Annotated in this window: 12 protein-coding genes and 3 pseudogenes; 9 read left to right on the forward strand and 6 right to left on the reverse strand. The window is 57.8% G+C overall.

Annotated features, from left to right (window positions below):
* Nucleotides 1–17: 17 nt before the first annotated feature.
* Both tnpB and tnpA read right to left on the reverse strand, forming a co-directional pair.
* Entirely contained in the window at nt 18–362 is a 345-nt protein-coding gene (gene tnpB / locus QFZ91_RS27355) for an IS66 family insertion sequence element accessory protein TnpB (protein WP_429568717.1), read from the reverse strand.
* On the reverse strand, nt 359–784 hold the full coding sequence (gene tnpA / locus QFZ91_RS27360; protein ID WP_429569032.1) for an IS66-like element accessory protein TnpA: 426 nt from the start codon (nt 782–784) through the stop codon (nt 359–361). Before tnpA ends, tnpB begins: the two co-directional genes overlap by 4 nt.
* A 7-nt stretch (nt 785–791) precedes the next feature.
* On the opposite strand from tnpA, the pseudogene QFZ91_RS27365 reads away from it, so the two are divergent.
* The 4 genes and pseudogenes from QFZ91_RS27365 to QFZ91_RS27380 all read left to right on the forward strand — a co-directional run bounded on the left by QFZ91_RS27365 (nt 792) and on the right by QFZ91_RS27380 (nt 5,226).
* Nucleotides 792–1,844, forward strand: a pseudogene (locus QFZ91_RS27365) (IS110 family transposase).
* Between the two features lie 857 nt (nt 1,845–2,701).
* Nucleotides 2,702–3,556: a sterol desaturase family protein gene (locus tag QFZ91_RS27370; protein ID WP_429569033.1), complete on the forward strand. Its 855-nt coding sequence runs from the start codon at nt 2,702–2,704 to the stop codon at nt 3,554–3,556.
* 391 nt (nt 3,557–3,947) lie between these two features.
* On the forward strand, nt 3,948–4,751 hold the full coding sequence (locus tag QFZ91_RS27375; protein ID WP_429537987.1) for a GH12 family glycosyl hydrolase domain-containing protein: 804 nt from the start codon (nt 3,948–3,950) through the stop codon (nt 4,749–4,751).
* Between the two features lie 145 nt (nt 4,752–4,896).
* Nucleotides 4,897–5,226 (forward strand): IS3 family transposase, encoded by a 330-nt coding sequence (locus QFZ91_RS27380; RefSeq protein ID WP_176369698.1) that lies wholly within the window; start codon nt 4,897–4,899, stop codon nt 5,224–5,226.
* Between the two features lie 79 nt (nt 5,227–5,305).
* Here the strand turns inward: QFZ91_RS27380 and QFZ91_RS27385 are convergent.
* From QFZ91_RS27385 to QFZ91_RS27395, 3 genes and pseudogenes are all read right to left on the reverse strand, one after another.
* Nucleotides 5,306–5,440, reverse strand: a pseudogene (locus QFZ91_RS27385) (IS3 family transposase); the annotation flags it as partial.
* A gap of 540 nt (nt 5,441–5,980) precedes the next feature.
* The gene (locus tag QFZ91_RS27390; protein ID WP_429569034.1) at nt 5,981–6,493 is read right to left on the reverse strand and encodes an alpha/beta hydrolase; all 513 of its coding nucleotides are present in this window, start codon (nt 6,491–6,493) and stop codon (nt 5,981–5,983) included.
* A gap of 17 nt (nt 6,494–6,510) precedes the next feature.
* The gene (locus QFZ91_RS27395) at nt 6,511–7,512 is read right to left on the reverse strand and encodes an alpha/beta fold hydrolase (protein WP_429569035.1); all 1,002 of its coding nucleotides are present in this window, start codon (nt 7,510–7,512) and stop codon (nt 6,511–6,513) included.
* A gap of 1,026 nt (nt 7,513–8,538) precedes the next feature.
* On the opposite strand from QFZ91_RS27395, the gene QFZ91_RS27400 reads away from it, so the two are divergent.
* Both QFZ91_RS27400 and QFZ91_RS27405 read left to right on the forward strand, forming a co-directional pair.
* Entirely contained in the window at nt 8,539–8,997 is a 459-nt protein-coding gene (locus QFZ91_RS27400; protein WP_429569036.1) for a hypothetical protein, read from the forward strand.
* Nucleotides 8,994–9,959, forward strand: coding sequence for a M64 family metallopeptidase (locus QFZ91_RS27405; protein ID WP_429569037.1), 966 nt, complete (start codon nt 8,994–8,996; stop codon nt 9,957–9,959). The genes QFZ91_RS27400 and QFZ91_RS27405 overlap by 4 nt, the downstream gene beginning before the upstream one ends.
* A 537-nt stretch (nt 9,960–10,496) precedes the next feature.
* Here the strand turns inward: QFZ91_RS27405 and QFZ91_RS27410 are convergent.
* Nucleotides 10,497–10,700: pseudogene (locus QFZ91_RS27410) on the reverse strand (transposase domain-containing protein); the annotation flags it as partial.
* A gap of 823 nt (nt 10,701–11,523) precedes the next feature.
* Here QFZ91_RS27410 and QFZ91_RS27415 point away from each other — a divergent pair.
* The 3 genes from QFZ91_RS27415 to QFZ91_RS27425 all read left to right on the forward strand — a co-directional run bounded on the left by QFZ91_RS27415 (nt 11,524) and on the right by QFZ91_RS27425 (nt 13,876).
* A complete protein-coding gene (locus QFZ91_RS27415; RefSeq protein WP_429569038.1) occupies nt 11,524–11,940 on the forward strand; it encodes a 6-pyruvoyl trahydropterin synthase family protein in 417 nt (138 codons plus the stop codon).
* Nucleotides 11,916–12,623: a 7-carboxy-7-deazaguanine synthase QueE gene (gene queE, locus QFZ91_RS27420; RefSeq protein WP_429569039.1), complete on the forward strand. Its 708-nt coding sequence runs from the start codon at nt 11,916–11,918 to the stop codon at nt 12,621–12,623. The genes QFZ91_RS27415 and queE overlap by 25 nt, the downstream gene beginning before the upstream one ends.
* A 959-nt stretch (nt 12,624–13,582) precedes the next feature.
* Nucleotides 13,583–13,876 (forward strand): hypothetical protein, encoded by a 294-nt coding sequence (locus tag QFZ91_RS27425; RefSeq protein ID WP_176369649.1) that lies wholly within the window; start codon nt 13,583–13,585, stop codon nt 13,874–13,876.
* The last annotated feature ends 142 nt before the right edge of the window (nt 13,877–14,018 follow it).

The raw sequence follows: 14,018 nt of genomic DNA on the forward strand, positions 1-14,018 counted from the left end.
CGAGTCTGCCGCGCGGTTTACAACATCGATAATGCGGCGGTGCGACGGGGCTGTCGCCAGTCGATGCCCTCAAGCAGCATCGACAGCTGTGCAGAGCTCAGATGCACCTTGCCACCGTCGGCCTGGGGCCATATAAAACGGCCTCGTTCAAGCCGCTTCGCGAGAAGCCAGATTCCGTCCTCCGTGGCCCAGAGAATTTTTATCAGATCGCCGCGACGGCCCCGGAAGATGTAGACGTTGCCGCCCAGAGGATTCTCCTCAAGCGCTGTTTGCACCTTCGCTGCCAACCCCTGGAACCCGCATCGCATATCGGTGACGCCAGCAGCGATCCAGATGCGCGTGCCTGCCGGTAGGGAGATCATGAGCGCAGACTGCCCAGCACGATCCGCAACATATCGGCATCAACCAGGCCGTCCACTTTAACCACCGCACGACCGATCCGGATCTCGATCGTGCCGACCGGTGAGACAGGCTTCGCGCCCAGCGCTTGCGCTTCTACCGGAGCTGATGCAATGACCTCTGTTGGCGTGTCGCTGAGCAATACGACCGGAATGAGCCCGGCAGATCGAGCTTGCTGATCGTCCAGATATCGCCGCCGCCAGGTGAACAGCATGTTCGCGTTGATGCCATTCTCCCGGGCCAGCTTTGAGACTGATACGCCAGGCTCGCAAGCTGCCGCTGCCAGTCGCTCACGAAGGTAATTCGGGCGCCCCGTTCGTGTACCTGGCTTCTTCTCTGCAGACTGTGTCAAAGTGGTGCCCATCAGATCGGAAATGATGGACATCACTTTGATGTCGACCTCAGCCACCGTCTATAACGGCCGGCACGAGCCGCTTACATTCCAACAACATGACGTCGTCGATGTCTTCATCGGTGTCGACGTCGGTAAAGGCCAGCATCCCGCCGTGGCACTAGCTCGGAATGGCAAGCGCCTGTACAACAAGGCGCTCCCCAACGACGAGGCCAAACTGCGCGCCCTCATCGCCGAGGCCACCGTTCGATGCCGCATACGCTGCGCTCGCTTCGGTTAGCTGATGAACCGCTCGGCGAACTGACCATGCTGTGCGGCTTCGACGACGATCTCGCCGCTCAAATTACCCAGACCCGTAACGGTATTCGCGGCCTGCTCACCCAGATCCATCCCGCGCTTGAGCGCGTTCTCGGACCGCCCCTCGAGCATCCCGCCGTGCGCGATCTACTCCAGCGCTACCCGTCTCCAGCCGCGCTTGCAGCAACCAGCGAGAAGACGCTTGCCAACCGCCTGACCAAGCTCGCGCCACGCATGGGCAAGGGATTGGCGGCCGAAATCGTTCGAGCGCTGGGCGAACAGGCCGTGACGGTGCCCGGCACGCAAGCCGCCACCATCGTCATGCCGCGCCTGGCTCAGCAGCTCGCCGCCTTACGCAAGCAGCGCGACGAAATCGCCGCCGAAGTAGAGCGGCTGGTGCTTGCTCACCCTCTTTGGCCGGTCCTGACCAGCATGCCGGGAGTCGGCGTCAGGACCGCCGCTAGACTCCTCACCGAGGTCGCGCAAAGCCTTCGCTTCGGCAGGTCACCTGGCGGCCTACGCTGGCCTCGCACCAGTTACCCGGCGCTCAGGCTCATCTATCCGTGGCCCGCATCCGCCCAGGCGCAGCAACAAGGCACTCAAGCGCGCCTTGTTCCTATCCGCCTTCGCGGCCTTGCGAGACTCCGTTTCGCGAGCGTATTACGCACGCAAGGTCCAGCAGGGCAAGTGACATAACCAGGCACTCATCGCGCTGGCACGACGACGCTGTGATGTCCTGTTCGCCATGCTGCGCGATGGCACCTTTTACAAACCCAAGTCAGCCCCTAACGCTTGACGAACTACATAGGGCCCCCCTTATGATGGCCTGCCGGAACCGGCCGAGGAACTCTCGAATTGGGCTCATGTTTCAGGACGAGTCCCCAAAAAAAGTAGTACTGGGTGTGTGAACCGCAGGTCAACGCCGATTTGGTCTTTGTATGTCCGCGCATCGTGGGCGTCCCCATGATTACTTTAGAACTTTCAATCTACCTTCGATAGCCTTTCTGGCAGCGATCCGCAGGCGCTACAAACATCTCAGTTGCGGTCCCGCATGGCCATGCGCGCCCCATTTTACCCATGCATGAAACGCGCCGCCCCGCATAAGTCGTCTTATCGAGCTTGCAGTCCTAACGGCCACGACAATAGTTGCGCTGGCCGCTCCACACGGCGCACGTCATCATGTCGTGGCTTCACTTACCTTAGGGCGCCGTGCCGACGGCACCGGCCTTCGGTTACTGTCACGTCGCGACGGCGCTGCAGTTTGAGTGCAGTGCATATGCCTTCGACCATCCCTTGAGTCCGTATTGAGAAAGTCATTTGTGAAGCGAATGCGTCTTATCCAAACAATTGATTTTCGCGATTTCAGAAAATGGCGGATAGTGATGATGCCGCCACGGCACAGTCACCCGAAGCGCAGACGGTCGGCGGCATCGCGCACCGGGCAGTCCGTTAGGGCACCCTCAATAGACACTTTGCACGACCTTGTGGCCTGCAATGCCCATCGCCACGGATATCGATTGGCACCCCGAGTTACTACATTGGTGTCCTCCTTATGTCACGTAACTGCATGACACCCATGAAGAAGCTGGCCATTTTGACAAGCAGCTTTTCGACCCGAGATCTCCGTATTCGATCGGCTCACCGGAGCAAACAATGAATGCTGTCGATATCCACCAGATGGTCCAGTTCGCCGTCCAATCGTTCAAACTGCTTGCGATTTTTGCGACGTTATGTGCAGCTCTTGAGATCGCCTTTCCGGCTTATCGATACAGCGTTGCATCGTACCTTCGCGGCGCACGGAACTGGGCGATTCGGATTGGATGCGGCGCGCTAATCTGGCACTTGTACGCTGTGGGCTTGCAATGGTTAGGCGTCAAGCCGCTCCTGACGGTCAATATTTCAACAGTGCTTCACTCTGACAACGCAGTTATCAAGACGGCTTTCGCCATCCTTTCAGGCGTTTTGGTCGCAATTGCCGGTGACTTCTTTTACTACTGGATGCATCGTGCACAGCACGCCGTGCCATTCCTCTGGCGCTTGCACGCTACACATCACTCGATTCGCGAACTGACAGCGTGGAATTGCAATCATCACATGTCCGAGCCGGTTATCTACGCCTTGTTTGTAGCATTACCGCTCGCGCTGATCCACTTCGAGTCTGGCGTGGTGCCGGCTGCTGCCATGACCCTCATTACCTTTCAGGCGCACCTCTCACACTCCAGCACGCGCATCAACCTTGGGCCTCTGCGATATATCATCGGAGACGGTCAGTTCCACCGAATTCATCACTCAACTCAGCCGCATCACCGGCACCGGAACTACGGGTTCTTTACGACCATCTGGGACACGATCTTCAGCACGGCATACTGGCCGAAACGGGACGAATGGCCCGAAGTGGGCCTTCGCAACCAACCCGAGCCCCTCACCGTGCGCGACTACTTTATGTTTCCGTTTGAACAAAATCGCTGGTCCAAAGCCAAATCTGACCGCATAACGCAGGAGAGTTGACGAGGATTGCGCGGGGCATTCGCTTGAATTGAGCGGCACTGGTAGACAACACGTTTGCCAATGCAACGTCGCCTGAAACCATCGACGGTGAAGGCGAATCGCGGGTCATCGAACTATAGCGGTAACGCTGAGATCGGTATCACTTGGCCGTCTCGTGCGGCCTAACGGCGCAATATTTTATGCCCTTGTTCAAGGACGTTCGGTGTACATGCGCTCTCTCGGCAGTGCTATGGAAATTCCTGACATGAGCACCCACCGACGAGATGAACCCGCCCCAGTCTAAGAGTACGTCGCCCCACGCACGGTTTCTCTCTCGATCGGAAGGTTGCCCAAGCCGCTGACCTTCACCGATGCCGACCAACCCTCACACCTGACAGGAGATCAAAAGACCATGCCTCGAATCTTGATCCGCGCGACCCGTGCCGCCACTGCCAGCGCCGCGCTGATGCTTTGGACTGCCGGTGCGCAGGCCCAGACGTGGTCTGCTACTTCCCCCGAAACCTCATCCTGCTCTGCGGAAAACCTCTTCGCTTCTCGGATGTACGGTAGGTACACGATCAGCAACGACGTGTGGTCACCCTGCAGTAATGTCACCGCGGGTCCCCAGACAATATGGGCTAACAGCAAGCTCGGGGGTGACAGCGAGCTCGACTGGGGTGTTACTTCAGATCAACCCAACACCAGTGGCATCAAGTCCTATCCGCACATCGGATACCAAGTCAAGAAGACCATCGGCTCACTGAACTCGCTTTCCGCCATCGTCTCGGCTACTACGCCTTCTGGCGGCGCTTGGGAGTCAACGTTTGATATCTGGGTCGGTGGTACGGCGCATGAAATCATGATATGGCTGAACTACACCGGAACTGCGGAAGGTTGCGGCAATGTCAAGCCCATCTCCTACAACTGGACGCAAGCCGGATGCGCAATTCCACTTCACCGAAATGTATCGCTGTCCAACGGAAGTTGGAACGTGTACGTGGGCACCAACCGCAGCAACATCGTCTACACGTTCGTCCGCACGACGACGACTGACAACGCTGCGATCGATGTGCTGGCGTTTATGAAATATCTGCGCTCGCTCAACTATTTTGATGATGATCTTGAAATCGGTGACCTGCAGTACGGGTTCGAAATCACCTCTTCGCGCGGCAACCTGAGCTTTGCGTCCAAGAAGTTCACGGTCACTGCCGAGTGATCCCTTTCATCGCGTTGGGCAGGGAGCCGTCCAGGATGTCTGTCCAGACTACATTAGGAAGAAAGAACTGTCGCCCCCGGTCCATGAGTGGGTCCTTGCATGCTCCGCCCAGATCACGAAAGGGCAGCCGAAGAAAATGCGCCGCATGAGCGCACCCGTGATCAGTTGCTCAAGGAAAATGAGCATCTGCGCGCGGGGCGTGGTGTACCTAAAAAATCTCGACCCTTCTTCAGGCGAAGAAGCGGGCGGCGCAAGAGATAAAACGCAAATAGTGCTGCAACTGCGACAGCATCACCGGCTACCCGCGCTGCTCAAGGCGGCGGAGCTGGCGCGCAGTACGGTCTACTATCAGTCGAAAGTGCTTGACGGTGGCGAACGGGACAAGGACCGCTATGGCTACCGGCGCATCGCGGAAGCGATCCGGCTGGCAGGCCAGAGGGTGACACGCAAGACGGTGCGACGTCTGATGGTGTAGCTGAAGCTGAAGTCGCCGGTGCGCGTGAAGAAATACCGCTCATGGCGCGCCGAAGCCGGGCGATTGCGCCGAACCTGTTTAATCGCGAACTTAGTGCGCCGCGAGCCAGTTCAAACAGAGGGCGCGTGTTCATCTGATAGGCCATAATCTCGCCGTTGTACAGATCTAGCACAGACGAAAGATACAGCTTCTGGCCGAGCACGTCGAACTCCGAACGCAGAAGGGACGCTCCTGTTAGGGACAGGGCACAATGGCCGATGCCTGCGGTGCCCATGAGCCGTATAAGGACGCTCCGCAATGAGAATGACATGGATCACCAGCCTTTCCGGTGCCGACAACTTGCTCAGGGTGAAATAATCTCCCCGGAGAGTCGGACTATCGACGCGTGCAGCATGCCACGGGGATCTTATTGAGCGGATCGAGACGGTGCGGACCTCATTACGCGGCCCAACTCGACTCTCGCGGCAGCGCGCCTGCGCCACCGATCGCATTTAAAATCGCGTCACATCGATCATTCTCCGGGGGCGCCATCAATTGCGCGGCGCACTTTTATGTTAGGGTTCGGCTGAGGCAGCGTAGTCTCCAATTCAGCTTCGACTGCCCGTTGATACTTGGACTGTCCGTGCTGGTGCGAGGGATTTGGCGAAAAGCATCACGCACCGCATAACAGTTGGCCGCATGCAACCGCTTCCAATAGCTGTCTTTAATTCTCCATGGCGATGAAATCCTCTACATCCAAGAATGCATTGACGAACTATCTCATCATTTCTCGGAGGTCCTGCAGAACCTTTTCTGCTTCGAGGCGATCGGTGTACATGTTAGTCCGGTACTCTTCTGTTACAGCGTTAGCGGCGAGCTTTTTGTTGATATTGATAGTTTTCTTCGAGGTGTTCAGTCCATTTCCTGCACACGTGGCGCCCTTCTCCGGCAAGGCGCCCTCAAGCAGATAGTCTGCGAAATAGCCGCCAATGCATTCGCTGCCAGAAAAGAATGCACCATGGTCGTACGTCGTCTCCTGAACTACAAGTCTTGAATTTTTCAATGTGGCTGCAGTGGCGCGCGCTCCAGGCAGAGGGGTTGGACCATCGTTCTCATCCTGCAGCATGAGAATAGGTAGCTTCGCGGCACTGTCGAACGACGGTAGCCTGCGCGTGCTGAACGGCCAGTAAAGACAGGGCTGACCGGAATATAAGCCCCCCACAAGCGGCGCAGACATGGCGAGCGAATTTTCAAGATCTGCCCAGTACTCCTCGCTTGAGTGGATCAAGGCTCCATCATTGCAGGTCACGGACACTTGGGCCGCCCCCGGGTCCTCCAAGGACTACCGGAAACTACTTCAGCATATCTTGCGACCGCCTCTCTGGCAATCTTTTGCGTGGTATTTTCCACGGCTCTGTTCCAACTCGGAAAGAAAGGCAGCGAGACTACCTCGCGATGAAGGTCATTAGCGGAAATCTGCGGGTTTTCTGCCAAAACCGTCTTTATTCTTTTGGCCACTGCCAACTTTTCTACCACAGAATCAATTTGCCATTGAGCATACAGTGAATCAACTATGGTTTGGCCAAGCCAACTTGTGAGCCAAGGGGGACCGTTCCTAGTAATTTCTTTGACATCGTCCGCGTTCGAACCGAGGCCGAAAAGCTCGTTTTGTGCGGCGATATAAGGAGCAATGATGCCATCGAATGTGTGCTGAAATGCAGGAGCCTGCGGAGGGCCGACCTCGGCAAACGGAAGGGTGATATCTACGACGCTATCGAGAACCAGACGACCTGTGCGACCGGGAAACAGGCTGGCATAGCGAGCCCCAAGAGCCGTACCATAGTAGTTCAATTTGTCGTATCCAAGCGCCGCACGTATCACCTCCATGTCACGAGCTGTGTATTCGGTGTTAATGTAGGGCGTGAGGGGCGTGCCACCACAAGCGGATGCGAGGTCGCGGCTTTCGGTCATCTGTGCCCTGACTCCAGCGGGGGACCTATCGGTGAAAGAAATTGCTCTCGCCGGGGCGCTAGAACTGCATACCAACTGGGCGCTTGAACCGACGCCGCGTGGATCGAATCCGATCAGATCGTAGGCATCCGACAATTGCAAGAGCTTTTGACCTACAGGATTTGCCGAATTCCCAAGCAGCCATAGCGTCGACACACGCAAAGGCATAGCCAGCCCTCTCGCACCGGGCCCACCAGGATTCATCCATATGCCACCAAGCCGGTTTGCAGGCTTACCGGCAGTCACTCGCAGTACGCCAATGCCGACGCTACCTTTGGAAGCATAGTCGTAATCCAACGGCACCTTTACCGTAGTACAACTAGCCCTAGTCGATAGCGGACCCAGCAGGTCTTTGTTGACAATTTGAAAATTGTCAGATCCGCAGGTATGCCAAGTTATTGACTGGACGTAGTATGGCGTTAGTTCATCATCCACGCTGGAACCAACTGACGCGTAGGTCGGGGCGGTGACTGAACCGCCGTCCGAGCCACCGCAACCATTCAGCGCGACCGCAATCAAAAGAGCCCCTAGACGCGAATCTTTTTTAATGTTTTCGTCATCATGTCTATGTTCAACAAATGTATCGATTCTTCATCGTCCGGCTAGCAGAATGGTGCACTATGGTGCGGCTGTCATTTAGGAATTTGAATCAGATTGACATTGATCAGAAATCAATACTCGCAGCAATAAAAACGCCGATACTCGCAAAGGCTCCATCAACTTTCCTTACGCATACTTAAACAATATCGAGTGATATCGCGCGTCCGAATGGCGTTATCATCTCCCTGACAGCAGAGGGATGCGCAGACGAGCTTGATCGTTCTCATGTTGGCCCTTTTGGCGGCATGCTCGAAAGGTCACACACTCTAATGCAATTGAGCTGAACAACGACCTTGCGATTGCTGTTCCTGCACCGGCGACCAGTCAGCTATTTTCCGTTGGAATAATCGATGTAAAGGATGCGGACACGCGTTACTGAGGGTAGTTGTGGCCATAGCGGCGGCTTAGTTTTGCTGGCCGCAATGAGCCCGACGAGGCTTCGCTGTCGACATCCCCGTTATGCAACAAGATGCGAGAACCAAATGATGCTACCGCTGCCAGCGGCAGTCATCGGTGAGCAGTACATGCGGCCAAGCTACGTGTTGGGAATATTGCAGCGATGGACGGTTGAGGACGTCGGCCTTGGTGTACAGTCGACCCGCCGGCGCAAGCGAGCAGCAGTAGATTGAGGTCGCCGGGCACAACCGCAACGTCCGAGCTGGTCGATCAGCTCGACGCATTCTCGAAAATAGTGGCACCACTGCCGGATTGCGATGTTCGCCGATGCCTAGTCCACCGTACCGCCGCACCCTGCGCCTGATCTTTGCCTACGACGGCGACGCGCTATCGCTCGCCTCAAAGCATCTGGTCGAAATGACCCTGCCACCCTCGCATGAGCTGTGCAGCTCCGAAGGCAAGGCGGGGTTCTGGTTCGAATTGCGCGACCCCCACGGCCGGCCGTTATACCGACGGATCCAGCGTGATCCAATGCCGCGGTATCGCGAAGCGCATGCGCCCGGCGCGACCCCAACGCACGTTACAGCTCTTCGGCGCGGCGTTTTTGAAATTCTCGTACCGGCCTATTGGGAAGCGGCGACACTGGTTCTGTTGGCGACAGAGCACCCGCCGGTCGCACCATTCGGCACGATCCGCGCCGAACGAGCGCGCAGCGGTGGCCCGCGGGTTGGCACGGGTGCGGCGCGCGAAATCGCCCGATTCAGTTTGGATGACATCCTGAAATGACTACCACAGATGGCGCCGTCATCGGCGTCAGCAAGATCATCGACCACGGTCCTGATGTATCGCGTTGGAATCTTGTGATCCTTGGCGACGGCTACCAGAGGGCCGAACTGGCGACCTATGCGACCGACGCACGGAACTTCGCAAACGCTGTCGCCGGTACCGCGCCGTTCAACGAGATGTGGTCGGCCGTCAACGTACACCGCGTCGAGGTTTCCTCGACCGACAGCGGCGCTTACGACCCCGTGGGCGTGTGCAACGGTACCGGCGCGACGGCGCGCACCTATTTCGACGCGACGTTTTGCGAAGGTGGGCAAATACGGCGGCTGCTCAGCGTCGACGCCGCTACAGCGTTGAACGTCGCGCGCACGCAGGTGCCACAGACGAACATGACGGTAGTGATCATCAACAGCACCATCTACGGCGGTTCCGGCGGGCCGGTCGCGGTGTTTTCGAAAGCAGACGGCGCAGAGCAAATTGGTATCCACGAAATGGGGCACACGGCATTCGGCCTCGCCGACGAATATTCGACGTACGCCGGTTGTTCAAGCGGTGAAACTGGCCACGACACCTATACGGGAACCGAGCCGGCACAACCCAACATAACCGCCAACACCGACCGCGCGACGATCAAATCGGGCGCACTGATCGCTGCGGCCACTGCGCTACCGACCACCGTCAACGCTAATTGTACGCAATGCGATACCCAAGCATCGCCTGCCCCGGCCGCTACGGTTGGTGCATTCACAGGCGCAGGGTATTTCCATTGCGGATTGTATCGTCCACAATACAACTGCCAAATGCGTACGCTCGGGAAACCGTTCTGCGCGGTCTGCCTAGAAGTCATCAGGAACACGCTTAAGCCATTCCTGCCGCTGCCGCCTGTCACGAGCCACTTCACCCCAACTTCTGGCAACCCCGGTGGCGCGAACGTTGATGGAACCACAGCGGATTCATCGGCCTGACTGCGGTCCGCGCGCGGCGTCGGTAGTAGCGAACTTCGTTATCGAGTCCGGCCCGCGGATCAGCACGCTTAGCCTTTCGGGCGCAGGCAGCAAAGCGGGCGCGATTGCGGCCTAGTTCAGCTACATCATAGCGAGACTGTCGTCGATCATGAACGTCAGCCCCAACACCGGTTGGAGCGCGGCCGGCAATGCTGACCATCAGAGGAATCGGCGTCACTCATGCGAGTGACGCCAGCTTTGGCAGCAATCCCACGCTATGGCCTCGACTCGGTCGCGCAGGCAACCTCGACAGGCCCCGGACGGTCGATAAGCATCGGCGCTACAATTACTACGCCATCGGGCACGTCAGGGGCCAATAGAGCGGCATCTTCGCCTATTGTTGATCGAGCTAAAATTCACCCAGTCTGGACCGCCACTTCGCCAGCAATGGTTACGTGCATAAGGCCCTGATCGTCCGTCGATCCGATGCGACCAGGGAATCACCAGGTCGGATGCGAGCATTCGTAAGCGGCTAGCCAAGCCGCCTTGACGGATTAACTAGTGGCTGGTCGCGGTCGGTCGCCAGCGATGCGGTAGTAATGCCGCGATATCGCTGGCCTTGTGGGTCGGCAGTCACGTGAGGACATCTTTCAGATGGGCGTGCGGCTCGTGCCCATTGAGTTGTGGTGAGCGCAACAGGCCCATGATGGCGGCAGCGCGTTGGCCTGCTCGCAGCGAGCCGGCGAACAACCAGTTACGCCGATAGCAAGTTCGCGATCATTCTGCCCATATCGGGCAAGAAGTTGAAGTCCATTACCGTTGACATCCCCTGTATGGGCGTCGCGTCAAGGTACGAGACGTCGAAGAGCGAAGCGGCGGTCGCGTGGTGCACGTTGAGGCCAGCCCAGGCGTAGTGAGGGTCGTGTCGGCGTGGATGCTGGATGCTGGATGCGCATCTCAGCCTGACGCACGTTCTTCGTGTCGAATGGAACCGGCACGAATGCCGGCGCCCGGAGTCCCATTTGCCGGAAGTAATACAGCGTCGGACGCGCAGGTTGACGTTCATCAAGGCGTATGTGATTGCGCCTGCCACAATAGAAAAAAGCGTAGGCCAATTGCAACCAGAAAATTCCATGTGGACCATGAAGTACTATATAAGACCTTAGCTTGGTGCGTTTTCGCGTTTGTGCACGACTGGCACCGCGTAGCGCTTCCCAGCGCGCGCAAACACAATGAGGTTCTCTTGTCGGCTTCGACCATATACCGAACATGCCGCCATGGACGGCACCATTGGCCACCGGCTGGTAGACCTGACGTTCGAGCACCGCTGATGACTTGTTACATCTGCCCGCGACGAACGAAGGCTTGGTGCCCTATCCCTTCGCGCTACTGACTGGTGTACCTAAGCCGAAAATGCACAACACGCTGCCTGCCTAGGAAGCAGCTGATCTGCGCTTCCGCACCTACACGACGTACGTCTACGACCGGCTAATGTCAGACCATCATTGCGATGCGTGGCTCCTCGCGATCGCGACGCCGCATCGGAAGACTTTCTGCCCATTGCACGAGGACAAGGGTTACGACAATGCTACACGCCGAGCGTTACCACGACATCTCATGCGGTCACCGCCTAGTGGGCCATGAAGGCAAGTGCAAGAACCTGCATGGGCACAACTACCGCGTTCATTTTGATTGCGAAGCTTCCTCACTCGACGATCTCGGGCGCGTCATCGACTTCGGGGCGATCAAGACACTGCTTTGCAATTGGGTCGAGGATCACTGGGATCACCGCATGTTGCTGTGGATCGAAGATCCGTTCTATGTCGGCTTGCGCGACCTCGATCCGTCGGTGGTCGGCGTGCCCTTCAATCCGACCGCTGACAACTTGGCGCAGTGGCTGGTAACGGAGCTCGGCCCTGATATCTTGCAGGGAACCAGCGTCCGGTTGGTCGAAGTGCGAATCGAGGAGACGCGCAAATGCACTGTGACGTACCGGCGCTAACTGTGCCGCCCGTTGACATCTATCCCGTCAACGAGATTTTTGAATCGTTGCAGGGCGAAGCCAGCTTCACCGGCACACCGTCGGTGTTCATCCGCCTGCAGGGGTGTCCAGTCGGTTGTCCGTGGTGCGACACCAAGCATACGTGGAAAATGGTCCCGGAGCGCGCGATCCGCGTGGGCGCGATGCGTCTGAAAGAAGCGTCACCGTGCGACAGCTATGCGTGGTACGGCGTACAGACGCTAGCCGAGATAGTGCGGGCGTCAGATGCTGAGCACGTGGTCATCACGGGCGGCGAACCGTGCATCTACGATCTGCGCCCGCTGATCACGAAGCTCGAAGCGTGGCATCACCGGGTCCAGGTCGAAACCTCCGGCACTTACATACCGCTCGTGACGCCAAGCACTTTCGTCACCGTCAGCCCCAAGTACGCCATGCCCGGTGGCCGCACGGTGCTAGATGAAGCACTGTGGCGAGCCAACGAGCTCAAATGCGCGATCGGCAAGCAGCGCGACGTTGGCATGGTGCTCGAGAAACTTGACCCGCTCCACCAAGCGCGAGACATGCCGATCTGGTTGCAGCCGCTGAGCCTGTCGTCTCGCGCCACGGATATCTGCATTCGGGCCGCGCAACGCTACGGCTGGCGCGTATCGTTGCAGATGCATAAACTCATCAACATCAGATAGCATCTCCATCTTGGTCTGGCAATGCGAGGTGAAGGTCCTCCCAGTTGATCAGGAAAAATAGAGGGCGTCATCAGTTGCGTAGAGCTAGCCGGAACCTCGTCGGGGCATTCCGCCATGTCCGGGCATCGCGAACGCGCCCGTGTGGAATGGCATGAGTCATGGCGGAACTTTGAGCTGAAGTGCGCTTACACCGTACCGCGTCGAGGTAGGTGTCGACGTGCATCGGCAAGGCGTCGAGCAGGCCGCCCAAAAGTGCGCGTGCGAACGGTTCGCGCGCTGTCGGGCCACTGCATGCCTTACTCACGCGGCGGGCAGCATGCGGTGAAATGACAAGCGCAAAGGCCAGCGACAAGCTCGCTTCCGCGATCATGTTCAGCCGAGCAACGGCAAGCGATTCTGAACGCGTCAGCCGGCGCAGAAGACTATGGATGATGTTCGTGCGACACTCCGCCAATAAGTTCAGATCACCGGTCGCTACACTCGCGCCCGCTTTAAGGACGTCCAAGGCGCTAGCGATTCGCGAAGCAGTACGAAAACCAGCGTCTGGCTGGTTGAGCTTGTGCCTTACGAGGGTTGGACATCATGCTCGACGTTTGGAACTAGCGTTGCATTGCCACCTCTTGAACAGCGGCGCGCGGGATCTTGCGTAACGCTCTCGGGGGCGGCCGCGTTCTGCCCAGTCAGGCGCCGCCGCATTGGCCGACGGCTCGCACCGTCCCAGCAGACTCCAGCAGGAAACAACCCCATTAGGCCAGATTTAAGCACCTTGAGCTTGAACAGCCGTCCCCTAGCTGCTTCACAGTGCGGCATTGTCTCGAGGCGCCCACGATATCTCGCCCCTGATTGACACATGTTAAGCGCGCTTTTGACGGATACGGCTATATTAAATGCACCGTCGTGGCAAACGTTCGCTCAAGACCCATAGGCGTCGGCCGCGTCTTCACATTTAAGAATCCGCCATGACAGTACAACCCATTACATCGCTCAATCTGTGCGCTGCAACTCTCACGCTCGCCCTGCAAATGCAGGCGAGCTACCACGAAACCCTGAAACGAAATTGCGATCTGGGGTTACAGCGTATTAGGCGCGACATTGCAGCAGTGCAAGCCATTTGCGATGTTGCTGTGGCTGCGCGTGACTGCACCGAACTAGCAGCGTCATATCTGATCATGTCACGCGACTATGTAGCAACCACCAAGGATCTTTGGCAGCAAGGGCTGTGGAGTCTGGCCCCCGACACCAAAACGACCTGACTCGTCCGGCGCGGACCATTCACGTCAGGGCGCTCTGTCGAGTGGCCGTGCATATAACGCATCCGGAGTGCTCACAATCATTCAGCAATTCAGTCTTCGCCCTTCAGCCGCCCTCTTTACGGTGCAAACTAGCCGTCGACGC

It is taken from the genome of Paraburkholderia sp. JPY419 (genome assembly GCF_050435705.1).
GTDB lineage: Bacteria > Pseudomonadota > Gammaproteobacteria > Burkholderiales > Burkholderiaceae > Paraburkholderia > Paraburkholderia youngii.

Excerpts from the sequence above, each read along its gene's own strand:
- tnpB (WP_429568717.1), bottom strand. The coding sequence starts at position 362 with ATGATCTCCCTACCGGCAGGCACGCGCATCTGGATCGCTGCTGGCGTC.
- tnpA (WP_429569032.1), bottom strand. The coding sequence starts at position 784 with ATGTCCATCATTTCCGATCTGATGGGCACCACTTTGACACAGTCTGCA.
- QFZ91_RS27370 (WP_429569033.1), top strand. The coding sequence starts at position 2,702 with ATGAATGCTGTCGATATCCACCAGATGGTCCAGTTCGCCGTCCAATCG.
- QFZ91_RS27375 (WP_429537987.1), top strand. The coding sequence starts at position 3,948 with ATGCCTCGAATCTTGATCCGCGCGACCCGTGCCGCCACTGCCAGCGCC.
- QFZ91_RS27380 (WP_176369698.1), top strand. The coding sequence starts at position 4,897 with ATGAGCGCACCCGTGATCAGTTGCTCAAGGAAAATGAGCATCTGCGCG.
- QFZ91_RS27400 (WP_429569036.1), top strand. The coding sequence starts at position 8,539 with ATGCCTAGTCCACCGTACCGCCGCACCCTGCGCCTGATCTTTGCCTAC.
- QFZ91_RS27405 (WP_429569037.1), top strand. The coding sequence starts at position 8,994 with ATGACTACCACAGATGGCGCCGTCATCGGCGTCAGCAAGATCATCGAC.
- QFZ91_RS27415 (WP_429569038.1), top strand. The coding sequence starts at position 11,524 with ATGCTACACGCCGAGCGTTACCACGACATCTCATGCGGTCACCGCCTA.
- queE (WP_429569039.1), top strand. The coding sequence starts at position 11,916 with ATGCACTGTGACGTACCGGCGCTAACTGTGCCGCCCGTTGACATCTAT.
- QFZ91_RS27425 (WP_176369649.1), top strand. The coding sequence starts at position 13,583 with ATGACAGTACAACCCATTACATCGCTCAATCTGTGCGCTGCAACTCTC.